This is a genomic window from Enterococcus sp. DIV1758 (genome assembly GCF_051711985.1).
Taxonomy (GTDB): domain Bacteria; phylum Bacillota; class Bacilli; order Lactobacillales; family Enterococcaceae; genus Enterococcus; species Enterococcus faecalis.
The window spans coordinates 2,764,959-2,787,314 of sequence record NZ_JBIOOA010000001.1; the positions used below are offsets into that span (position 1 = coordinate 2,764,959).

Below are 22,356 nucleotides of genomic sequence, written 5' to 3' on the forward strand. Positions count from 1 at the left end.
AGCACTTTCACTGCTTGTTCCTTCGATTTTCTGAAAATAGAATAGCACATTTTATTCTATTTGGCAATTTTTCTTCATTAAATGGAACGAGAAAACGTATCATTGAGTGGGGAATTCTCAACAATACGTTTTCTCATCTATAGGAATTAAAGGAGAGAGCTAGTTTTTACGTTTGCGTTTGATGATTCCCATGCTCGCAAGGAATGCGACAAAGGCGCCAAACAAACTTGTTGTCACGGCTGAGGACTCTTTTTCACCTGTACTAGGTAAGTAGCCTGTTTTCCCGTGATTTCCAGTGCCATAACTGATGGTACTTAGTTTCGGATTGTAGGCACTACCATTTGTACCGAGGCCATTGCCTAGTGAACCTAAGCCAGAACCTGTTGTCCCTAAACCAGAACCTCCATTTGGATTTGAACCTGTGTTTGAACCATTCCCATTATTCCCACCAGTTGCGCCATTGTTTCCTGTGTTGCCGCCTGTATTGCCGTTATTTCCGCCAGTGTTACCATTGCCTCCTCCAGGATTCGTTGGGTCGGCTGGTGTCATGAAGGTTGTAGCCGTACTGTAATGTCCTGCGCCATCTGTAGCTGTCGCAAGTAAACTTTGTTGAGCAGTCGCTTGTCCCGCTGTTAATTGGATAGCGAAGTTGCCCTCAGCATCGGTGGCACCTACAGCAATCACACTTCTTAATAGTCGGTTACTAATTTGAATGATTCGGTTTGGTTCAGCTGTTCCTTTGATGAGGTAGCCGGCTTTAGACGTTCCTAAAACTGAAGAAACAGTTGGTGCCGCAATTTTAATTTCTGGTTCTCCCGTAATATCGGCTGGCGTCATAAATGTGGTTTTAGGACTCACATTTCCTTGTGTATCTGTGGTTAGTGCGGTTAACGTTTCTTTTTCTGTTGCTAACCCTGCTGCAATATGAACGGAGAAGGTGCCTCCAGTAGTTGTATTGCCACTTGCCAATAATTTTTCACTGCTATTGTAAAATTGAACCGTGACATTTGGATCAGCAGTTCCAGTGACTGTATAGCCATTGGCTTTGTTTCCTTCAACCTTCGTAATAGTTGGCGCCGCTAAAACAACATCCGCTGGAATAACGGCTGTAGCTGGTTGACTTTCATTACCAGCGCTATCTTTGCTAATAATCGTAATCGTTTCTCCTGGTGTCACTACGCCAGCTGGTAGAGTCACCGTATATTGGCCGGTTTCGTTAGCAGTTGTAGCAGCAATGATGGTTCCGTCTGCGTCACGGACATCAATAGTAGTTTTGGGCTCCGCCGTTCCAGTGATTTCGTAACCTTTACTAGAATTTCCGGTAATAGAATCAATGGTTGGTGTGGCTAAGTCGGCTGGTGTAGTTGCTGTAGCTGGCTGACTTTCTTTTCCTGTTGCATTTTTCGCTACGACAGTTATTGTTTCGTTAGCTGAGGCCTTCCCTGGCTCTAAAGTCACTGTGTATTTGCCATCAGTTCCAGTAGTTGCCATGCCAAGGACTGTGCCATCGGCGTCACGCACCTCAACTGTTGTACCAACTTCTGCTGCTCCTACTACTTGATAGCCTTTTGTCGTGCTACCAGTGATTTTGTCAACAGTAGGTGTCGCGACTGGTGCATCTGGATCAGCAGGTGTTTTGAAAGCAGTCGGATTACTTTCTTTCCCAGCAGCATCTTTCGCAATGGCAGTTAAGGCTTCGTTAGCTGTTGCTGTGCCCGTCGGAAGAGTGATTGTAAAGGCGCCAGCACCATCAGTTGTTCCCGTAGCAATAACTAAACCTGCTTCATTGTGAATCTCAATGGTGACATTTGGCTCTGCCGTGCCGGTTACTTGATACCCAGTGGCGGTTGTTCCTGTAACAGTCGTCACAGTTGGTGCTGCTACGGTTGCATCTTCAGGGACCGTCACTTCCGTTGGTTGACTTTCATTGCCGTCACCGTCTTTTCCAACAACTGTTAATGTATCACCAGGATTAGCGGCTCCCGCTGGAAGGTCCACAGTAAAGTTTCCTTGATCATCCGTTGTCGTTGTACCAATAATTGTTCCATCTGGGTTCCGTACTTCAATGGTGGTATTAGGGTCCGCCGTCCCAGTGATTTCATAACCAGTTGTTGAATCTCCAGTAATGTCACCAATTGTTGGTGTGGTAACATCAGCGGGTGTCATAGCTGTAGTTGGTTGACTCTCAAGTCCAGTATCATTTTTAGCAACTACATTCACTGTTTGTTTCGCTGTTGCTTTTCCTGAAGCTAACGTCACAGTATATTGGCCAGTCGGTCCAGTTGTTGCGGTACCTAAAACTGTTCCGTCTGTTGCACGAACTTCAATGGTGGTGCCAAGTTCAGCAGTACCTGTCACTTGATATCCTTGTGTTGTATTCCCAGTAATTTTGTCGACACTTGGCGGTGCCACTACTTCATCTGCTGGTGTTTGGAAGGTTGTCGGTGTACTTGGATTGCCAGCAGGATCTTTGGCTAACGCTGTCAATGTTTCATTCGCATTTGCCGTCCCAGCTGGAAGGTTCACGGCAAAGGAACCAGTCCCATCGGCAGTCCCTGTTGCAATCACATTCCCATCTACATCACGAATTTCGATGGTAGCATTCGGATCAGCGGTACCTGTCACCTGATAGCCAGCAACTGAATTACCTGTGACTCCTGTTACAGTTGGTGCTGTAACCGTAGCATCAGCAGGAACAAGGACTTCAGTCGGTTGACTTTCATTTCCCGCGTTATCCTTTCCAATCACTGTTAACGTATCCCCAGGATTGGTCGTTCCCGTTGGTAGCGTTACAGTAAAATCACCATTCGCATCAGAGGTACCTGTACCAATGACTGCCCCAGCTGGATCACGAACTTCGATTGTTGTGTTAGGGTCTGCTGTTCCTGTAATTTCATAACCCGAACCAGAGTTACCTGTGATGTTATCAACTGTTGGTGCAGTGACATCAGCTGGTGTTGTCGCCGTTGCTGGTTGACTTTCCGTGCCACTAGCGTTTTTCGCTACAACGCTCAGCGTTTGATTTGCTGTTGCTTTTCCTGGAGCTAAAGTCACTGTATATTTTCCATCAGTTCCAGTTGTTGCAGTACCAAGGACCGTGCCAGCTGCATCGCGAACCTCAATGGTGGTGCCAACTTCAGCAGTCCCTTTGACCTCATAGCCTTTTGTTGTACTACCTGTTACAGTCTCAACAATTGGCGTCGCCACGGGCGTATTAGGATCCGCTGGCGTTTGGAACGTTGTTGGCGTACTTTCTGTACCGCTGGCGTTTTTCGCTACAGCCGTTAATGTTTCATTGGCACCTGCTTCACCTGCGGGAATGGTAACTGTAAACGCTCCTGTCCCATCGGCGCTCCCTGTGCCTATCACGGCACCTCCTGCATTTCGGATTTCAACCGTGGCATTGGCATCGGCAGTTCCTTTAACTTCGTAACCTGCCGTTGAATTACCTGTCACTCCTGTGATTGTTGGTGCGGTTACGGTTGTCTCATCCGCTGGCGTTTGGAACGTTGTTGGCGTACTTTCTGTACCGCTGGCGTTTTTCGCTACGGCGGTTAATGTTTCATTGGCGCCTGCTTCACCTGCGGGAATGGTAACTGTAAACGCTCCTGTCCCATCGGCGCTCCCTGTGCCTATCACGGCACCTCCTGCATTTCGGATCTCAACCGTGGCATTGGCATCAGCAGTTCCTTTAACCTCGTAACCTGCCGTTGAATTACCTGTCACTCCTGTGATTGTTGGTGCGGTTACGGTTGTCTCATCTGCTGGCGTTTGGAACGTTGTTGGCGTACTTTCTGTACCGCTGGCGTTTTTCGCTACGGCGGTTAATGTTTCATTGGCGCCTGCTTCACCTGCGGGAATGGTAACTGTAAACGCTCCTGTCCCATCAGCGGTACCTGTGCCTATTACGGTGCCTCCTGCATTTCGGATTTCAACCGTGGCATTGGCATCGGCAGTTCCTTTAACTTCGTAACCTGCTGTTGAATTACCTGTTACTCCTGTGATTGTTGGTGCGGTTACTTCACTAGTAGTGCCTGCAGCAAAATAAATGTTGGATACACCGTCTGCTGTTGCTAATAAATTAACGTCTAAAAGATCTGTTTGAACGACTGTTCCTACAAAACGAGCATCTAAATTATTGGATAAATTTTGAGGTGTTGAAACGGTAGTTGGTAAAGTAACCGTGGTTGTGCCTAGTAAAGAAGCATCCACTAACTCATTTACGCCTGAACCACCAACCGCTAATAAAGGCAAAGCACCTGAAACAGCCACGTTTACCGTGCCTTTGACAGGAAGCAAGGCTGCATTTATAGCTGCGGCGACAAGATTACTTGGGATACTGGTTCCTTTTGCCTCCAAAGCTTGAACTGCCGCATTCAAATCTTGTAAGATGTTTGAAACATTTTGGGCTAAAACTAACCCTAAACCATCACTAATCGGTGCACTAATGTATGAGCCGTCAGCTGCTAACGTTTCCGGAGCTGTAAATGAAGCAGCACCTAAGTTTTCAATGTTATTAACTAATTCCAATTGACGATTCACTTCCGTCAAATCAATATCAACACCAGTTAAATTCCCTAACGCCCCACTGGTAATTTGAGTAATGACATTGGTTAAATCATTGGCTGCATTCAAAACGGCAGTCAAAAAAGTAACTTTTGAAAGATCAATCGTGACATTGGTATTGATTGCTGCGCTGCCTGCTGCAGCTACATTTCCTCTTAACTCAGGAGGAACCACTAACACCGCTTGTTTTTGTCCACTAAACACAGCGGAAGCATCTGCTAAAGCGCCACCAGAAACCGTGAAATTAACTGGTTGATTTTGGTTTGCGGCTGTCCAACGATTACTCGTTGAAGTGCCACTGTCATTATTTGACGTAACATTTGATAATAGTTCGATATCCAAGACCGCTGCTGATGCACTGATTGTGCCAGAGGTAACAGCTATACTTACAGGGATTGCTAATGACGTAAATAATAAACCACTTGATATTGCTAAATTAAGCATCTTGCGTTTTGTCCATTTTTTATGCTGACTTTTCCGATTAAAATCCTCAACAATTTTCTTTTTCATCTGATCGTCCCTCTTTTCTTTAAAATAAACGATAAATACCAAAATCATTAGCTTCCCCTAGTTGTTCATCTCCCCCTTTAGCGATTTAAATGGATTTAACACCTGCAGTTTAGTACATTTCCTCAGCTTTTCAAAATATAATGCTGTGAATTTTTATATAAAAATTCATTTGATAACAAGCGTCCTAGGTATGTTAAAAAACTCACTAATTCATTAGTGAGTTATTATACAATGAGAGGAAAATGAGGAAGTTTATACGTTTCTCCCCAATCATTAAAGATAAATAAATTATTTTATTATAACTTATCGTTTGATAAATCGATAATTAAATAACGGAAAATTTTTTTATTTTTTTGAGAAATTCCACTATTATTTTTTCTGCTTCTTTGACTGTTTTTATCAATTTTATGGCTGTAGGTCATAAAAACTTTACATCAAAAAAATGACTCTAATCTATAACAATTTTTTCTGTTTTTAAGATTTTTTTTATGAATTTTTTTATATTAAAAAAATTTCATAAAAAAAGGCGACAGCCGTTTTTGAACGAATGCCGCCTTTTAGACAAACAAAAACCTGATTCTAAAAGAATCAGGTTTAGGAAAAGCAAATCAAGATTCGCTTCAACTGTTTATCATCGTATTTGTATACTCTGATAAGAATGATTTCGTAATAAAATATACTGTGTTTCGTGGTATTTGTCAATCGCTTTCTTGAATTCTCTTGAGACCTTTCCATAAGCATATAAGGTCAAAATAACTGACCAAATCAGCGTTGTAACTATCTTTTTAATTAAGGCGTCAGCCAATTTAATTTCATTAGTTTATCTAAAAACACCACCAAAATTAAAGCATCTGCACTGCCACCAATACTCCAATTTTTTTCTTTGAATAAGTGATTCAATCTTTCTAAGCAAAGGGTTCCCCGTAACGTTTGTGTCCCCCCTAAAGCAAAATATTCCTGGATTAACGGTTGATATACTTCAAAAATTCGGACATTCTGACTTCGTTTAATCAAATTCGTATCCTCAACATAGAGCGATAAATAAAGGAGCGTATCAATGAGTTTTTGTTGTTGTGTGCCTTGATGTTTTTGATAATAAGGCACTCCCTGTTTAAAGACAGCGGGATACCCTTGTTGCGCCTCTCCACGGATTCCAGTCAAGCCATACTGAACAAATAATCGTTCACCCCAAGTTAGTTTTTCTAGCTCATTCGTAGCGAGGTTTTCAAAGTCGGCCAGTAAGTCTTGCGTCATTGTTTGAAGCGTTTGTTGAAACAATTGTAAGGTGCAAGGGGTCTCCCAAATCATTAGACGACCACAGATAGCTAAAAAAATACCTAGAGAAAAAATCGCTCCTTTATGTGTGTTGATCCCTTCTGTTGCCTCAAACATCGCTCGTTCTGCTTCTAAACCAACTTGTCGAATCGCGCGAAATGTTGCCTCAATCGGCAAATGACGTAGCTCTGTCCCAGCTTGAACGAAGGTTTCAAAATAAGGAGTCAAAACCACACTACTTTCTAAAAAAGTGAAAACATCCATATCTTGATGGGCGCCTGCATCGACTGGATCCACCAAGCCTGGTTTATTTAAACAGGTCACTTCATAGAGTAGTGCCAATTGTGCTTGCTGCGCTAATTTACTCCTTGCTTGCTTTGTCATTGCCTTTTACGTCCCTTCTTCTGCCATGGTCTTTTCTTGTTTTATATAGTCTAGTACAGCATTAAAAACCGTGTCAACTACGCCGCCATCAAATACATTAGGTATGAATTTTTCTGCTGTGGGTTCTGAAATCATAGCGGCCAAGCTTCGTGCTACTGTCATTTGCAAACCGACATCAACTTTTCTGCCTTTCGCTGCCAATAACCCTTTAAAAAGACCTGGAAAAGCTAAAATGTTGTTCACCTGATTCGGATATTTGGAAGAACCAGTTGCTAATAAACGGACGCCATTAGCTTGGGCGAGGGCTGGTTCAATTTCTGGTTTAGGATTTGCTAAAGCAAAGATAATTGGGTCTTGGTTCATTGATTTAATCAGAGCTGGCGTTAGCACATCCGCTTCTGATAAGCCTAAAAAAACATCCTGATTGACGACAGCGGTGGCTAAATCTTTGTTTTCTACTGATGGTTTTATTACCTGTCGAAGCAAAGCACGTTGGTAAGGATTCAATGTCGGGTCTTCTTCTCTTAAAACACCTTGGCGATCTACTAAGGTGAGATGCGTAATCCCCGCTTGAATACATAACTTAGCGGTCGCTACACCAGAAGCACCAACTCCGTTAATCACCACACGTAATTCATTTAAAGGTTTTCCTTTAATTTTAGCTGCGTTGATTAGTCCAGCTAAAACGACAATGGCTGTGCCTTCTTGGTCATCATGATACACAGGAATGTTCAAACGTTGTTGAAGTTTTTCTTCAATTTCAAAACATTTTGGTGCAGAAATATCTTCTAGATGGATTCCTGCAAAACTATTTTGTAAATTTTCAATTGTTTGAACCATCTCGTCCACTGATTTTTGTTCCAGTGCTAAAGGAATAGCATCGACCCCCGCCAAATTTTTATAAAGTAAAGCTTTGCCTTCAACAATTGGCAAGCCCGCTTGCGTGCCCATATTGCCGAGACCCAGAACAGCTGACCCATCTGTAATAACTGCAATTAACTTACCACTAATGGTCCACTCGCGCGCTAATTCATGATTTTGGGCAATCATTAAACTCAATTCTGCGACACCAGGTGTATACATTTTGGCTAAATCATGATGGTTTAATACCGCTTCTGTTGCTTCAAGACTTAGCACACCAATATTTTTTTGATGAATTGCTAGAACTTCTTCTAACACATTGTCACTTCCTTTCACGGGCTGCCTTTTTTCTATTTGATGAAGCAAGGGTTTGAACAACCGTTATCGTCGCTCAAACCCTTGCTTCTTTATACATTTGCGGAGCACTTGCTCGTTCTATTCTGGCAAGTCAAGTTTGACTGTCACTTTCTGTAACGGTACATCGTAAAAAGGATCTTCACGACGGCCTAAAAAGTCTTTTCCTTGTTGTGGGAACATCGCATATAATAGGACATCCTCTTCAGATTTTGCGTATTGTTGGATTTCCTTTTCTAAACTATGCAACTCTGGTTTCAATAAATCCGCCGGTCGACAAGTGATTACCTCTTCATCCCCGATGATTTTTTGTTTAATCTCTTCTGCGATAGGTGCTGGTGATTTGCCGTATTCTCCGCGCACATAATCTTTGATTTCATTCGGTATTAAGGAATATCTTTCCCCAGAAATCACATTCATTAAGGCTTGTGTTCCAACCATTTGTGAAAGCGGCGTAACTAGTGGTGGATACCCTAAATCTGCTCTTACTTTAGGTACTTCAGCTAAAACTTCTTCATATTTGTCTTGTAAGCCTTGCTCCGTTAATTGACTTAATAAGTTTGATAACATACCACCAGGTACTTGATAAATCAAGGTTTTCGGTTCCGTATCTTTAACTTTAGGGTTTAAAATGCCTTCACTTCTAAAGCGATCACGAATCGGATTGAAATAGTCAGCAATCTCTGTTACTTTTTCCATATTTAAACCTGTTTCAAAGCCTAAATCTTCTAACGCAATGGCTACAGATTCTGTGGCTGGTTGACTCGTACCGCCAGCGAAAGAAGAAATAGCTGTATCGATGATATCCGCACCTGCTTCAGCAACTTTTAAATAGGTCATCTCAGAAATACCACTAGTCGCATGCGTATGCACCTCTAAAGGTAAATCAATGGCATCTTTCATTTTGCTCACTAATTCAAAACCAGTTTGTGGCGTCAAAACGCCTGCCATGTCCTTAATACAAATGGAATCCGCTCCTGTTTGACTTAATTCTTTGGCTAATTTTACAAAGTAATCGATGGTATGAATTTCACTCGTGGTATAAGAGATCGCTGCTTGACAGTGTCCGCCAGCTTCTTTTGTTGTTTGAATTGCTGTTTGTAAATTACGGACATCATTCAAGGCATCGAAAATACGAATAATATCAATCCCATTTTCAACTGATTTTTCGACAAAGGCCCGCACCACATCATCAGCGTAATGACGATATCCTAGTAAATTTTGTCCTCGTAATAACATTTGAAGTTTGGTATTTTTAACTTCTTTGCGAATTTGGCGAAGACGTTCCCAAGGATCCTCGTTTAAATAGCGGACACAGGAATCAAACGTTGCCCCGCCCCACATTTCTAATGCATGAAATCCTGCCTCGTCCATTGTTTTAATAATCGGCAGCATATCTGAGGTTGGCATCCGTGTTGCAATTAAACTTTGTTGTCCATCCCGTAGCACCGTTTCTGTAAAACGAATTTTTTTACTCACTTGGCTGCTCCTTTCGTGTCAAAATTATTTCTGTTATTTTTTCTTGCATTGCTTCAAGACTGTGACGTCGATTTCGTCCACAGACTTTCGCCTCTTCTTGGCAAATAAAACAGCGCCGTGGTGGCAAGCCTAAATCTCCTCGATGAAGGCTTTTTAGTTCCTCATTTCCCCATAAAACATCTAGGTCCACTAAACGACCATATGGATGTGTTTCTTCAATTTTGACCATTCTTTGTTTTAACTCTTGCGGGGCTAACGAAACCGCCAAATAATATTCAGGCCCTGTTTTTTCATTCCGGTAAAAATTAACAATCGGTACTTGATCCAGCAATTGTTGCTCGACTTCGTCAATTACTTCTAAAAAAACAGCCGTTAAGGTGGGCGAATTTTTTACTTCTCCAGGAATATTCATTGTGGCAGATAAGAGACTAGCTTCTGGTGCTGTTTCTAACAACTCCTTCTGTGTAGCAGCTCTTTGTTCGCGAGCATCCAACATCTCTAAAAGTGTTACTTTTTCCCCATTAAACATTGCGTACCACATCAATTAGACTACCATCTCGGTATTCAATTAACGCAACAACTTTGTCTCCATATTTAATTGGTTCCGGGGTGCCAACAATGTTGTAGGCTTTGTCTTTCAACTCTTCTAACGTAAACTGAGGAACATCTAAAGTTTTAAAACAATCAATTAAGTCTGTTCTTTTTGGATTGATTGCAATGCCGACTTCTGTTACTACGACATCGACACTCGTACCTGGTGTAACGACTGTATTTACTTGCTCAACGATTGTTGGAATCCGTCCACGAACAAGTGGTGCAATCACTAGACTCATTTTACAAGCCATACTTGTATCGGAATGTCCGCCAGAAGCACCACGGATGACACCATCTGAACCAGTAATGACATTTACATTAAAATCTGTGTCCACTTCTAAAGCAGATAAAATAGCTGTGTCTAATTGATTAATAACCGCCCCTTTGCTAAGCGGTGAAGCATACATATTGGCATCAATTTCATAATGATTGGCATTTTCCCCTAAAGAAATAGCTGATGGATGATCAAAGTCTTGGACGTCAATAATTTTTTCTACTAAGCCTTCTTCCAAAAGTTCCACCATTGCATTCGTAATTCCGCCTAAAGCGAAACTTGCTTTAATACCATCTTTAAGCATTTGTTCTCTCATGAACCGCGTAACTGCTAGTGAAGAGCCACCTGTTCCTGTTTGGAATGAGAAGCCTTCTTTGTAGTAAGGAGAATGTGTAATTATTTTTGCGGCATATTCAGCAATCAATAATTCTTTGGGATTCTTTGTAAAACGTGTCGCGCCTTTGGCAATTCCATCTGGATCACCAATTGCATCAATTTCTACTACATAATCAACATCTGTTTGTGGAATACTAATAGGGGTATTAGGATATGGTACTAATGTGTCAGTAATGATGACAACTTGATCCGCATATTTTGCATCGACCATCGCATATCCAAGAGAACCACAGGTAGCTTTTCCTTTGGTTCCATTCGCATTTCCATAAGCGTCTGAACTTGGTGCACCTAAGAAAGCTACATCAATATGGATATCGCCTGCTGCTACTGCCCGTGCCCGGCCACCATGTGAACGAATCACCACAGGATTTTCCATGATACCTGCTGAAATAGCGGCGCCTACTTTATCTCTCAAACCAGAAGAAGTAATGTTGGTGACTACTCCATTTTTAATGTGTTCGATCAGAGGTTCATGAACATTTGCAATTGAACTAGGTGCAATCGAAATGTTTTTCAGCCCCATGGCGGCAATCTCGGCTAAAACTAAATTCATCACATAGTCTCCTTCACGGAAATGGTGATGGAAAGAGATGGTCATGCCATCTTTCAACCCTGTTTTTTCAATTGCTTCACGAATACTTCCTAAAAGTTTTGTCTCCCGAGGTTTCACTGGTTTAATTGCTCGGCTCGCTTCTTGATAAGCATCAATGTGTGCTAATTCTCCTTCATAAATGCCGTATTGCTCTGCATAAGATTGAGGAATGTCTTTGCCTACTTTATTTACTACCATGTCTATATTTCCTCCTCGGTAATTAATTTAGCCGCCAATGCTAACGCAATGACCCGTTCAGCTCGTTCAACAATTGGTTTATCAACCATTTTTCCATTTACGGAGATAACACCGGAACCTTTTGCTTCGGCTTCCCGAATGCCCCAGATTACTTCCTTAGCATTCTGGATTTCTTTTTCTGTAGGCGCATAAATAGTATTAACCAATGGGATTTGACGAGGGTTAATCACCGATTTCCCATCGAAACCTAGCTGTTTAATCAAACGAACTTCGGCTTCAAAGCCTTCCGTATTGTCTACATCTGAATAGACCGTATCAATAGCTGCAATCCCAGCTGCTCGAGCGGCATGTAAAATCATGCTACGAGCAAAGAATAGTTCTTGGCCATCTGGATGGCGGCGTGTTTTCATATTGGTAACATAGTCTTCGGCGCCTAACGCGATGCCAATCAATCGAGTTGAACTTTTGGCAATCGCGGGCGCATTTAGAACACCTTCGGCCGATTCGATAGCAGCCATCATTTTCGTTGTTCCTACGGGAATGTCATTTTGCTGTTCTACTTCTGTAATGACTGCCTCGACATCAATGATATCTTGGGCTGTTTCTGTTTTTGGTAAACGAATCACATCGACACCAGCTAAGACCATTGCTTCAATATCTTCTGCGCCACCGGCATCTAAAGCATTGATCCGAACAACAATTTCAATATTGCCATAATCGAAAGTTTTCAAAGCAGAATGGACTAAAACACGGGCAGAGTCTTTTTCTTTTAATGAAACTGCATCTTCTAAATCAAACATGATTGAATCTGCCCCATACAATGGTGCATCTCTTAGCATTGCTGCGTTCGCTCCAGGGACAAACATCATTGTTCTTCTTAAACGTTCCATGAGTCCAACTCCTTCCAATCATACGTTTCTTTTTCAGCGCCTCGATGTAAAACTGTAATCATCCGAGCTTTGATCGTACAATCTAATGCCCCTTTATCAATCGCCTTGACCGCAACGCCTTGGACATCTAAATGTTCCAAAGTTGTCGTAATCACCTGACGAATTTGATTGCCAAATTGTTTTTCGACACTACTTTCTAATTCAATGGTATTTTCTGTTGATTCAATGGGTTGGACGGTAATCATAATATCACTTGATTCTACTGTTCCTGCAGTAGCATTTTTGATAATCTTCACTTTCTTCACCTCATTAGTTTCTTGTGTTCTACTAAGTATTGATAACTTGTTGCTGGTAAAAACTTCTTGAGTGTCTCTTTGTCGCCTTCAGCCATCGCTTTGCGAACTTTCGTCGCACTAATCAGCTCTCCATCACTCGCTAATCGCGGGACAATGGTTAGCGTTATCGTTTGTCCGAAAACTTGTTGCATTGCTTGATTGTAGACAGCGGTCACTTCTGAATAAGGCTCTTCTCCCACATAACGTTGTTGAATTTCAAGTATTGGCGCAATTCTTTCTTTAAATAACGTTGCATCAAGCGTTGCTTGAATTGCAGCTACCTCTAATGGCGCTTTTTCTTTCAAAAAATAGGTAGGAAAAGTCGCAGACGAAACTAAGTAATCTTCTGTAGATAGGACTGTCACATTGGGTAAATGGGCTACCCCTTTTTGCACCATTGCGAAACGTGCTTCTTTTGAAAACAACGATTTATCTTCAGATAAAACAAACACATAAACGTGCGGACTTTCTTTGGCTGCTTTTTCGACTAAGTACTGATGGCCTTTCGTAAAAGGATTTGCATTCATGACAATGCTACTGGCTGGCCCTGCTTTTTTATGCTGTGTCAGGTAACCAAGATAATCGGCAAAATCTGGTTTGCCTTGCTCCATAAATAGCACCTCTTGATTCGCAACCACTTTTTGAAAGCCTAGCGACTGAAAAATTTGTTCATTTTTTGGTTTTGTATACAAAAAACTGTGTAATTGGTTTTCTTCTCTCAGTTTTTCAAGTAGATGAACCATCAATTGGGTTAACAAATTTTCAGATTGATATTTTTTACAAACGGCCACGCACTTAATCGTTTTGCCTGAAAGCGAGCCAGAGGCGATTAATGCTGTGTCATCATATATGCCAACGGTGTAATCAAGTGCTTCTGTCGTTTGCAATTCGGCTTTTTCCATTAATTCGCGCCAAGCTTGATAAGCTTTTTTATCTTTTTGCAACCAGATTCTTTTCATTGTATATACGCTGCTCACAGCAATAACCTCCTTTATTTTTTAATTGGAAATAATTTTGTTAGTAATTTAGACGCTAGATAAATGATAAATAAAACAACGAAAACGCCGCCCCAACCAAAACCTAACAGTTCAAAAGCAATTTTTAAATCTTCCATGTTAACAGACATGTATTCGTTCTCCTTTCCGTCCTATGTTAAAAAGGCTAATAGTAAGCCACCAGCAATTACAGAAGCGATTTGTCCTGAAACGTTGGCACCAGCAGCATGCATTAAAATAAAGTTTTGTGGGTCTTCATCTGTAGCCATTTTTTGAATGACCCGACTAGACATTGGGAAAGCGGAAATACCCGCAGCACCAATCATTGGATTGATTTTTTCTTTTCTAAATAAATTCAAGAATTTAGCAAAAAGCACGCCGCCGACTGAGTCCATAATAAAGGCGACTAACCCTAAGCCAATAACCATCAACGTATCGACTTTTAAGAACTCTGCATAGTTCATGCTAACGGAAATAGATAGTCCTAGCAAGATACTAATAATATTCACCAATTCATTTTGAGCTGTAATGGATAAACGATCCAAAACGCCACATTCTCTTAATAAGTTCCCAAACATTAAGAAACCAACTAATGGTAATGACACCGGCGCAATTAACCCTGCGACAATCGTAATAACAACCGGGAAAAGAATTTTCGCTGTTTGAGAAACTTCACCGGCCCGATAAGTCATACGGATCCGACGTTCGGCTTTCGTCGTCACTGCTTTAATCGCTACTGGTTGAATAATCGGAACTAACGCCATGTAGGAGTAAGCGGCAACCATTATGGCCCCCATGTATTTTGAATGTAAGGTATTTGCTACGAAAATAGACGTTGGGCCATCAGCGGCACCAATAATCCCGATCGAAGCAGCATCGTTTAAATCAAAACCTAATAAAACAGCCATAATAACTGTAAAGAAAATCCCAAACTGTGCAGCGGCACCAAACATCAACATAAATGGATTTTGTAACAATGGACCGAAATCAATCATTGCCCCAATCCCAATAAATAATAATAACGGGAATAACTCTGTTTTTATTCCAAAATCAAAAAGAACATTAAACGGACCTGGCTCGCCGCCAGCGCTCAATACGCCGGAATTAGGAAAGTTCACTAAAATCGTTCCTAAACCCATCGGCACTAAAAGTGTTGGTTCATACTCTTTTTTTATTCCTAAATACATTAATAGTCCACCAATCAGCATCATCACAATGCGTCCTGGTTCTTGGCCCATTCCTATAACACCTTGAATCAGTGTCTCCACACAAATCACTTCCTCTTCTTAAATTAATTCTAGTTAATTGTTATTAATGGTTCCCCTGGGTTCACAATTTGGCCTTGGGTAACATGAATTCCTGTTACCGTACCTGCTTTTCCTGCAACGATTTCATTTTCCATCTTCATTGCTTCTAAAATTAACAATGGTTGGTTCTCGGACACCGTATCACCAACATTGACTAATACTTTTAACACAGTTCCTGGCATTGGCGCAGGCATTGCATCTGCTCCTGCTGGGGCGGCTGGCTGTGCTGCTGGCGCTGGGGCTTCTTCAACAGCAGGGTCTGGTGTTTCTTTCGTAGCAACTGGCGCTGTTGGTTGTGGCGCAACAGGTGCTGGTTGTGGGACGCCACCGATTTCTTCCATCTCGACTAAATATTCTTTCCCATCAATTGAAATTTTAAATTTGCGTAACATAATGATCCTCCTCAAGGTTTTGTTTTGAAATTCTTTTGACAACTAGCTGAGACTCTTCTGAAAGCTCTGCAGCTATACTGGCTGCAATAATGGCAACTTCTTTTGCTTCTGGATTTCGTTTTGCGATTTTTTTGATAACAAAACGACTTTCTGGAAACTCTCCTGCTGCGATGGCAGTGGCCACAATACTTACCAATTGATATTCTTTTGGCTCAGCAGGAATATATGCTGGTATATCTATCCATCGCTTTTCCAAGTTATCCGCTTCACGTTGGATAACGCTTTCATTAATCTCGGTATCCTGCGTGTGTTGCTCTTTCTTGAATAAGGACTTAAATAGGCCCATATTGTCTCTCCTTTCACTAATTCTTGGTATACGTTCATTATAGAAAAAACCATTAAAAAACCTAGTGAAAACACTAGCTCAGATTGTTCTTTTATTGTTTATTTTGTGAAAAAAACTCTGTAAACATTGGTATATAAGCATTTATCAACCGTTAAGATTCTATTAATATTATATTAAGTTATTAATAAGAATTTGATTGTTGAATTGTTTTTTTGATGTTCTTTTTGTTTTAGGCTATTTATTCTCTGCGAAAGTTTGTATATTCTCACACTATAGACAAACACAAAAAATATTTTTTGTTGTAAACCAGAATACTGTGAAACATTTCTCATGGCTATTCTTTTTTATTAACACCGGTTGTTAACGCTTACAAAAAAGTTCTAAAAAAGAAAGGAAGAAAAACATGTTACTCACTATTTTAGCTTATGGTATGATTATCATCTTTATGTATGTAATCATGAAAAAGAAATTGTCACCGTTTACATCTTTAGTAATTATTCCTCTTATTTTTACTTTGATTGCAATTGCAACTGGAGTAGCGAGTCCGCCACCTGGTGCTGACGGTGTTGTCCCTGAAGTCAACATTGGGAATTTCGTCTTAGATGGGATTTCAACTACTTCAAAAACTGGTATTATGTTATTATTTGCCATTCTTTACTTCTCTATTATGTTGGATGCTGGTTTGTTTGACCCAATCACTAAAAAAATGATTTACTTTGCTAAAGGCGATCCAATGAAAGTCTTGATGGCTACTGCGGTAGTTGCTGCTGCTGTTTCCTTAAACGGAGATGGAACAACTACGACCTTGATTTGCTGTTCTGCGTTTATTCCCATCTACAAAAAACTTAATATGAAATTGATGAATTTAGGTGTGCTTGTTATCTTACAAAACACCATTATGAACTTATTACCTTGGGGCGGTCCAACAGCTCGTGCCATGGCCGTACTAGAAGTTGATGCCGACATTCTTTCTTATTTAGCACCTGGTATGATTTTATCTGTATTGTATGTTATCTTCTTTGTTGCTTATCGCATGGGGAAAAAAGAACGTGCTCGCTTAGGCGTGACAACGCTTACTGATAAAGAATTGGAAGAAATGACTATTGTTAACGATCCTGAGTTATTAGAAATTCGTCGTCCAAAGAATTTTGCATTCAATGGTATTTTAACGATTGTCTTAATCGGTTGGTTAGTCCTAAGTTCATTCGTTGGTCAATTAGGTTTGCCTTCGTGGATTGAAATGCCACCGTTATTATTATTCCTAGTTGGTACTTGTATCGCTTTAATGATCAACTATCCAAAATTAAAAGATCAAAGCAGCCGTATCAGTGCAAATGCTGGTGATGCTGTGCAAGTAGTTATCTTAGTTTTTGCTGCTGGCGTCTTCATGGGCTTATTCCAAGGTTCTGGTATGGCCAATGCCTTAGCAAATAGCTTTGTTAATATTATTCCAAAACAATTAGCCGGCGCTTGGGGCTTAGTGATTGCGTTCATTTCAGCACCAGGAACATTCTTTATTTCAAACGATGGTTTCTATTTCGGTGTCTTACCAGTCCTAGCAGAAGCTGGACGTTCTTATGGATTTGACAATATGTCTATGGCTTTAGCTTCCTTAATGGGGCAAGCGTTCCACTTATTAAGTCCATTAGTGGCATTTATTTACTTGCTATTACGTTTAACTGGTTTAGATATGGGCCAATGGCAAAAAGAATCGGCAAAATATGCCTTAGGAATTTTCGTTATTTTCGTTGTTACAATTGTTGCTTTAGGTCACATGCCTTTATTTATTCCACAAAATTAAACGTCGTCGCTGAAACCGTAGGAGTACCTTTTCTCCTCGGTTTTCTTTTCATTTTGTCTTTTCTTGCGTTATATTTTCATTTTTAATATTATATTTATTATCTATAAAAATAACCTATAGGGAGGTGCCTCATATGAATCCAACGGTTGAAGCAGTAAAACGGAACTTAGATTTAACTAGCAGTAAACCTCTAAAAATTTGTACCTATGAAGCCTTTAAGAAAACCATTATTTTAGGGGATATTCCTGCAGGTGAACGGATTAATGAAAAAGAATTTTCCGAGCAATTAAACATTAGTCGGACGCCCATTCGCTTTGCTTTACAAGAATTGGTCAAAGAACAATTGGTGGAACATATACCTATGGTGGGTATCGTGGTTAAAGGGATTAGTATGAAAGATGCTTATGAAATTTATGATATTCGTAAATCTTTGGACACTTTAGCAACCATTAAAGCCATGGAACTCATGACACCAGAAGATTTTGATGAATTGGAAGCCTTACTTCTCGAAGGAGAACAATACAATAAAAATAACCAAGTAGATGACTTACTACAGAACTTTTCAGATTTTAATTCCTTTATTTATACTAAGAGTCAGATGCTACGTTTAAAAAAAATTGTGACTGATCTCCATGCTTACTTAATCTATTTCAGAGATATTGCGATTCGTGCCTCAGAACGTCGTAGTATTGCCCTAGAAGAACATTGGTTAATTTTCCGCGGAATGAAAACAAAGAATATTGACCAGATCACACTTTTAACCCATGAACATCTAAATCGTTCGCTTCAATTTATTTTGAAAGAAATGGAACGTCGGCAAATTGAATAAGCAAAAAGGCCCGCAGTCGCTCGTGCAACTGCGGGCCTTTTTTCATTTTTTTTGTACGCAACCATCTGGCGTAAAGGTATAACCAATGCCCCAAACGGTCCGCAGGTAACAAGGTTCTTTCGGGTTTTCTTCTAATTTACTTCGTAAACGATTAATAAAAACCATAATCGTATTCGCATCGACATCCCCAGTACCCCAAACACTGCTATAAATTTGTTCTTTAGAGAATACTTGCTCGGGATTCTCCAGAAAAAATTGAATTAATTGAACTTCTTTCGAAGACAATGAAATAGGTAAATCCTTTTTAAATAGTTGATAACGACCATAATCAAAACGGAAATCGCCTACCTGTAGCTCTTCTTTTTTATAAACATTCAATTGTTTTCGAATCATTCGAGCTCGATTCAACGAAGCAATCACCTGAGCCTTAAAAACATTCAAGGAAAAAGGTTTCGTTATATAACTATCCACGCCCATTTCCAAGGCTGCAATGATATCCTCTTCTTCTTTTTTGCTACTAAAAAAGATAATTGGCACCAGTGGATATTTCTCTCTAATCATTTGGACTAAGTAGTAACCATCACTGTCATGTTCCAAGTTATCATCTAAAATGAACAAATCAAAGGTAACTCTGGACACGATATCTTTTGTTTTTTCAATTGATTCACTTTGGTAAATAAGAATACCTGTTGATTGTAATGCTTTCCAAATCAAGCGACGAACTGCTGCATCATCATCTACAACCAGTATTTTCTCCGTACGCATACCTGTTGCTCCCCCTACGTCTCTTTACAAAACTTTTTCATTTGAATTTACTACTGGAGTAATTACTGATTATCATAACATAAAAAAAGAAACGAAGACGGCTAAAAAATCATTTAACTGGGAAAGAGCCTGGGACAAAACCTGATAAACGGCGGGAACAGAACCAATACTACGCGTTGCTCCGATCTCAACAACTTCTAAGAGCTAAAGCTCTAAGAGTTGAAGGTCCTTCGGAAATAAGCCGAAATTGTTGAGAATCACGAAGAACGTAGTGATTCGATGATGAACAATACCTACTTGGTCTCCAAAAATTAAAAAGCAATTTTCGGAAATTCCTTCTTATTTCTCGGAGCTAAACGGTTCCGTCCCGACCTCTGTTTAAAAATACTTCTTAACTGGTTCAACCACTAAATACCGATAAGGTTCATCCCCTTCAGAATGGGTTTTGATTTGCTCATCTTTACTTAGCGTGTGATGGATTTGTTTTCTTTCAAAAGCCGGCATTGGTTCCAAGAAGACTGGCCGCCCAGTGCGTTTGGCTTTTTCCGCGGTGCGTTTCGCTAAACGTTCCAAAATTTCATGACGTTTTTCGCGATAATTTCCGACATTCACAACAATCGATAGCTTATTGCTTGCAATGCGGTGAATAAAGACTTGCGCTAAATACTGTAACGCATTTAACACTTTTCCGTGTTTTCCAATTAAGATACCTTGTTTTTCTGTTTCTAAATGGAAGATAATATTGCCATTCTCTCGCGCTATGCGAACCATGGCAGGGGCGTTCAGTTCATTTGAAATATTCGTTAAATACATCGCTAATTCAGTAATAGCAGCTTCGTCTTCCAGATTTTCTAAAGAATGTGTTGATTCCTCTGAGAGACTAGGAATTGCTTCGGTTAATTCCTCAACTGCTTCTTCCACTGCTGTTGCTTCATCGGCAACAACAATATCTTCCACTGTTTCTTCGACCGCTTCTGTGACTTGCTCACTAATCGTTGGTTCCATTGAAATTTGGGCAAGTTTTTTTCCTAGACCTAAAAATCCTTTTTTTCCTTCGTCTAACACATCAATTGTAACATCCTCTTTGGTTAAACCAAGTGCTTGTAAGCCTTTCTGCGTTGCTTCTTCGATTGTATTTCCTTCATAAATCGGCATCTGAACGACCTCCTTTATTTTTTCTTCCCTTTTTTCTTAGGACTTTTTGCTCGTTCAAGCGCTCGCTCCCGTGCTTTGGCTTGACGTGCTGCTTCCTCCCGCTCTTTACGGATTTTGAATGGATTGTTTAATAACAATGTTTGCCCTGTTTGGAAGGCATTTGAGACCACCCAGTAAAGAGATAAACTGCTGGCTAATGAAATCCCCATAAAGAAGATCATCGCTGGCATAACGTAATTCATAATTTTCAGTGAGGCATTTGTTTCTAGTTGGCTCATACTTGAAAGATACGTACTAGCAAACGTAAAGACAGCCGCTAAAATCGGTAAAATTAAATACGGATCCGGCTTATCGAGGCTTAACCACAAGAACGTTCCTTCTTTTAACTCAGGCACGCGTGAAATGGCTTGATACAAAGCCATCATGATTGGTAGTTGAACCAACAATGGTAAACAGCCAATGTAAGGATTCACATTATTCTCTGCATACAAACGTTGCTGTTCTTCTCGGAATAAGCGTTGTGTTTCAGGATCTTTTGAAGAATATTTTTGTTGCAAGGCCTTTAATTGCGGTTGCAACTCTTGTGTTTTACGCATACTCTTCGTTTGGAAATGCATCAACGGCAATAAAATAATCCGGATGACTAACGTAAATAGGATAATCCCAATTCCGACACTGCCGCCTAATGATAGGAACTTAATCGCTTGGGCAAAATAATAAACAATGTATCGATCCCAAATTCCTGTACTACTTTCACTTACGGGCGCGGTTCCGCAGGCGGATAAAACAAAGACTAAGGTCACTAACCCAGCCATTAATAATAAGCGCTTATACTTCTTCACTACTCAATTCCCTCTCTTACATCTAATATTTTAGCTAAATTTAACACATGTGTTAAATTAGCTTTCACTTCTTCAGACGATAACTTTTCCAATCCTGGACGTGCAATCACGATAAAATCAATTTCTGGAGAGATACGGTCTTTTAATTGAAATAAACTCGCGCGGATTTTCCGCTTCACAGCATTTCTTGTGACCGCGTTTCCAATTTTCTTCCCAACAGAAATCCCCACTCGAAAATGGGCTTGTTGTGGTTTCTCTAAAACGTACACCACGAAACGACGATTTGCACAAGATTGTTTTTTATTAAACACCTGTTGAAATTCTTTTTCTTTCTTGACACGGTAGGACTTTTTCATCGGCATCCCTTTGTTTCTATATTTTTTTACTTCTTAATAATAATAGCATATTTCCGCTCTTTTTTAGTAGCCTTTTCTATAGAATCCTGCTTTCTTTTATTGAAAACAGAAAAAGAACCCTTAGTTATCTTCACATCTTCCAAAAAATTATGGAGATAACTAAGGGTTCTTAGAAATTGACTGTTTAAAAGACCAGACCATCATTAAGCAGAAATAACTTTTCTACCTTTACGACGACGGCTTGCTAATACGCGACGGCCATTTTTAGTGCTCATACGTTTACGGAATCCGTGAACTTTTTGGCGTTTACGTTTGTTTGGTTGATACGTTCTTTTCATGCAATTACACCTCCTGAAATTGTAACTATCCATCAATATATAGACATACTTTGATAGTATAACGAGTAATAGGGTCTTTTGTCAATAAAATTTAAGAAATATTTCCTGAGAAAGATTCGTTTCAATTATCCACAAATTAAATTTTCCTGTGAGTAGCTTGTGGATAGTTTTCCACATTTTTTTCTGTTCACAGCCATTTTTCCACTAGTTTTACACAAAAAAACAGCCTGTTAAAAAGTTTTGCACAGGTGTTTTTTTATCTGTTGATAAGTTCTTGAAACATGATTGTGCCAAGCTTAATTATTCTCAACTTTTTGTGGATAACTCATTCAACAACCACTTCCTTCCGCAAGTGTCGACACCCTGTGGAAAACTTTTTTCACCCTTGTGTACTTTTTTTCCACATTGAACAATTGCTTGTGGAAAAAGTTTTAAAAAAATGCTAAAATCGACTATGCTCATTCTTTTAAGTTATCCACATTTTTTAGATAACCAAAATTTAAACATATAGGAGGTCACTGT

20 protein-coding genes are annotated in these 22,356 nt (G+C 40.1%); 2 read left to right on the forward strand and 18 right to left on the reverse strand.

What is annotated here, in order from left to right; translation table 11 throughout:
• Nucleotides 1–159 precede the first annotated feature (159 nt).
• The 13 genes from IGJ52_RS13395 to IGJ52_RS13455 all read right to left on the reverse strand — a co-directional run bounded on the left by IGJ52_RS13395 (nt 160) and on the right by IGJ52_RS13455 (nt 15,748).
• Nucleotides 160–5,124 carry an Ig-like domain-containing protein gene (locus IGJ52_RS13395; protein WP_202573746.1) on the reverse strand — a complete coding sequence of 1,655 codons (4,965 nt, stop codon included), beginning with the start codon at nt 5,122–5,124 and terminating at the stop codon, nt 160–162.
• Nucleotides 5,125–5,865: 741 nt separating this feature from the next.
• A complete protein-coding gene (gene citG, locus IGJ52_RS13400; RefSeq protein ID WP_002419347.1) occupies nt 5,866–6,735 on the reverse strand; it encodes a triphosphoribosyl-dephospho-CoA synthase CitG in 870 nt (289 codons plus the stop codon).
• Between the two features lie 6 nt (nt 6,736–6,741).
• Nucleotides 6,742–7,914, reverse strand: a complete 1,173-nt coding sequence (locus IGJ52_RS13405; RefSeq protein WP_010714967.1) for an NAD(P)-dependent malic enzyme — start codon at nt 7,912–7,914, stop codon at nt 6,742–6,744.
• 117 nt (nt 7,915–8,031) lie between these two features.
• Nucleotides 8,032–9,429, reverse strand: a complete 1,398-nt coding sequence (locus tag IGJ52_RS13410; protein ID WP_002355994.1) for an oxaloacetate decarboxylase subunit alpha — start codon at nt 9,427–9,429, stop codon at nt 8,032–8,034.
• Nucleotides 9,422–9,958 carry a citrate lyase holo-[acyl-carrier protein] synthase gene (citX, locus tag IGJ52_RS13415; protein ID WP_002390266.1) on the reverse strand — a complete coding sequence of 179 codons (537 nt, stop codon included), beginning with the start codon at nt 9,956–9,958 and terminating at the stop codon, nt 9,422–9,424. Before citX ends, IGJ52_RS13410 begins: the two co-directional genes overlap by 8 nt.
• Nucleotides 9,951–11,483, reverse strand: coding sequence for a citrate lyase subunit alpha (citF, locus tag IGJ52_RS13420; protein WP_002355996.1), 1,533 nt, complete (start codon nt 11,481–11,483; stop codon nt 9,951–9,953). The genes citX and citF overlap by 8 nt, the downstream gene beginning before the upstream one ends.
• Before the next feature lie 2 nt (nt 11,484–11,485).
• A complete protein-coding gene (gene citE, locus IGJ52_RS13425) occupies nt 11,486–12,373 on the reverse strand; it encodes a citrate (pro-3S)-lyase subunit beta (protein ID WP_002355998.1) in 888 nt (295 codons plus the stop codon).
• A complete protein-coding gene (gene citD / locus IGJ52_RS13430) occupies nt 12,361–12,669 on the reverse strand; it encodes a citrate lyase acyl carrier protein (protein WP_002355999.1) in 309 nt (102 codons plus the stop codon). Before citD ends, citE begins: the two co-directional genes overlap by 13 nt.
• A gap of 5 nt (nt 12,670–12,674) precedes the next feature.
• Nucleotides 12,675–13,667 (reverse strand): [citrate (pro-3S)-lyase] ligase, encoded by a 993-nt coding sequence (gene citC, locus IGJ52_RS13435; protein ID WP_263306351.1) that lies wholly within the window; start codon nt 13,665–13,667, stop codon nt 12,675–12,677.
• Nucleotides 13,668–13,699: 32 nt separating this feature from the next.
• Nucleotides 13,700–13,834 (reverse strand): OadG-related small transporter subunit, encoded by a 135-nt coding sequence (locus IGJ52_RS13440; RefSeq protein ID WP_002356001.1) that lies wholly within the window; start codon nt 13,832–13,834, stop codon nt 13,700–13,702.
• A 21-nt stretch (nt 13,835–13,855) separates the two neighbouring features.
• Complete coding sequence (locus tag IGJ52_RS13445; RefSeq protein ID WP_002383526.1) at nt 13,856–14,971, reverse strand: sodium ion-translocating decarboxylase subunit beta; 1,116 nt, start codon at nt 14,969–14,971, stop codon at nt 13,856–13,858.
• Between the two features lie 29 nt (nt 14,972–15,000).
• Nucleotides 15,001–15,402, reverse strand: a complete 402-nt coding sequence (locus IGJ52_RS13450) for an acetyl-CoA carboxylase biotin carboxyl carrier protein subunit (RefSeq protein ID WP_010816222.1) — start codon at nt 15,400–15,402, stop codon at nt 15,001–15,003.
• Nucleotides 15,386–15,748, reverse strand: coding sequence for a hypothetical protein (locus IGJ52_RS13455; protein ID WP_002356004.1), 363 nt, complete (start codon nt 15,746–15,748; stop codon nt 15,386–15,388). Before IGJ52_RS13455 ends, IGJ52_RS13450 begins: the two co-directional genes overlap by 17 nt.
• A 403-nt stretch (nt 15,749–16,151) precedes the next feature.
• On the opposite strand from IGJ52_RS13455, the gene IGJ52_RS13460 reads away from it, so the two are divergent.
• Both IGJ52_RS13460 and IGJ52_RS13465 read left to right on the forward strand, forming a co-directional pair.
• On the forward strand, nt 16,152–17,549 hold the full coding sequence (locus tag IGJ52_RS13460; protein ID WP_002356005.1) for a CitMHS family transporter: 1,398 nt from the start codon (nt 16,152–16,154) through the stop codon (nt 17,547–17,549).
• A gap of 133 nt (nt 17,550–17,682) precedes the next feature.
• The gene (locus tag IGJ52_RS13465) at nt 17,683–18,378 is read left to right on the forward strand and encodes a GntR family transcriptional regulator (protein WP_002356006.1); all 696 of its coding nucleotides are present in this window, start codon (nt 17,683–17,685) and stop codon (nt 18,376–18,378) included.
• Nucleotides 18,379–18,420: 42 nt separating this feature from the next.
• Here the strand turns inward: IGJ52_RS13465 and IGJ52_RS13470 are convergent, their stop codons facing one another.
• The 5 genes from IGJ52_RS13470 to rpmH form a co-directional block, all read right to left on the reverse strand.
• Entirely contained in the window at nt 18,421–19,143 is a 723-nt protein-coding gene (locus IGJ52_RS13470; RefSeq protein WP_002363545.1) for a response regulator transcription factor, read from the reverse strand.
• Nucleotides 19,144–19,521: 378 nt separating this feature from the next.
• Nucleotides 19,522–20,298 (reverse strand): RNA-binding cell elongation regulator Jag/EloR, encoded by a 777-nt coding sequence (jag, locus tag IGJ52_RS13475; protein WP_002361456.1) that lies wholly within the window; start codon nt 20,296–20,298, stop codon nt 19,522–19,524.
• A 14-nt stretch (nt 20,299–20,312) separates the two neighbouring features.
• Nucleotides 20,313–21,140, reverse strand: coding sequence for a YidC/Oxa1 family membrane protein insertase (locus IGJ52_RS13480; RefSeq protein WP_002356010.1), 828 nt, complete (start codon nt 21,138–21,140; stop codon nt 20,313–20,315).
• Nucleotides 21,140–21,496 carry a ribonuclease P protein component gene (gene rnpA / locus IGJ52_RS13485; RefSeq protein WP_002356011.1) on the reverse strand — a complete coding sequence of 119 codons (357 nt, stop codon included), beginning with the start codon at nt 21,494–21,496 and terminating at the stop codon, nt 21,140–21,142. Before rnpA ends, IGJ52_RS13480 begins: the two co-directional genes overlap by 1 nt.
• A gap of 203 nt (nt 21,497–21,699) precedes the next feature.
• On the reverse strand, nt 21,700–21,834 hold the full coding sequence (gene rpmH, locus IGJ52_RS13490) for a 50S ribosomal protein L34 (protein WP_002356012.1): 135 nt from the start codon (nt 21,832–21,834) through the stop codon (nt 21,700–21,702).
• Nucleotides 21,835–22,356 lie beyond the last annotated feature (522 nt).

Coding starts and splice junctions, on each gene's coding strand:
- citG (WP_002419347.1), bottom strand. CDS start 6,735: ATGACAAAGCAAGCAAGGAGTAAATTAGCGCAGCAAGCACAATTGGCA.
- IGJ52_RS13470 (WP_002363545.1), bottom strand. CDS start 19,143: ATGCGTACGGAGAAAATACTGGTTGTAGATGATGATGCAGCAGTTCGT.
- IGJ52_RS13395 (WP_202573746.1), bottom strand. CDS start 5,124: ATGATTTTGGTATTTATCGTTTATTTTAAAGAAAAGAGGGACGATCAG.
- rpmH (WP_002356012.1), bottom strand. CDS start 21,834: ATGAAAAGAACGTATCAACCAAACAAACGTAAACGCCAAAAAGTTCAC.
- IGJ52_RS13450 (WP_010816222.1), bottom strand. CDS start 15,402: ATGTTACGCAAATTTAAAATTTCAATTGATGGGAAAGAATATTTAGTC.
- citE (WP_002355998.1), bottom strand. CDS start 12,373: ATGGAACGTTTAAGAAGAACAATGATGTTTGTCCCTGGAGCGAACGCA.
- IGJ52_RS13465 (WP_002356006.1), top strand. CDS start 17,683: ATGAATCCAACGGTTGAAGCAGTAAAACGGAACTTAGATTTAACTAGC.
- jag (WP_002361456.1), bottom strand. CDS start 20,298: ATGCCGATTTATGAAGGAAATACAATCGAAGAAGCAACGCAGAAAGGC.
- citC (WP_263306351.1), bottom strand. CDS start 13,667: ATGAAAAGAATCTGGTTGCAAAAAGATAAAAAAGCTTATCAAGCTTGG.
- IGJ52_RS13440 (WP_002356001.1), bottom strand. CDS start 13,834: ATGTCTGTTAACATGGAAGATTTAAAAATTGCTTTTGAACTGTTAGGT.
- citX (WP_002390266.1), bottom strand. CDS start 9,958: ATGTTTAATGGGGAAAAAGTAACACTTTTAGAGATGTTGGATGCTCGC.
- IGJ52_RS13460 (WP_002356005.1), top strand. CDS start 16,152: ATGTTACTCACTATTTTAGCTTATGGTATGATTATCATCTTTATGTAT.
- rnpA (WP_002356011.1), bottom strand. CDS start 21,496: ATGAAAAAGTCCTACCGTGTCAAGAAAGAAAAAGAATTTCAACAGGTG.
- IGJ52_RS13455 (WP_002356004.1), bottom strand. CDS start 15,748: ATGGGCCTATTTAAGTCCTTATTCAAGAAAGAGCAACACACGCAGGAT.
- citF (WP_002355996.1), bottom strand. CDS start 11,483: ATGGTAGTAAATAAAGTAGGCAAAGACATTCCTCAATCTTATGCAGAG.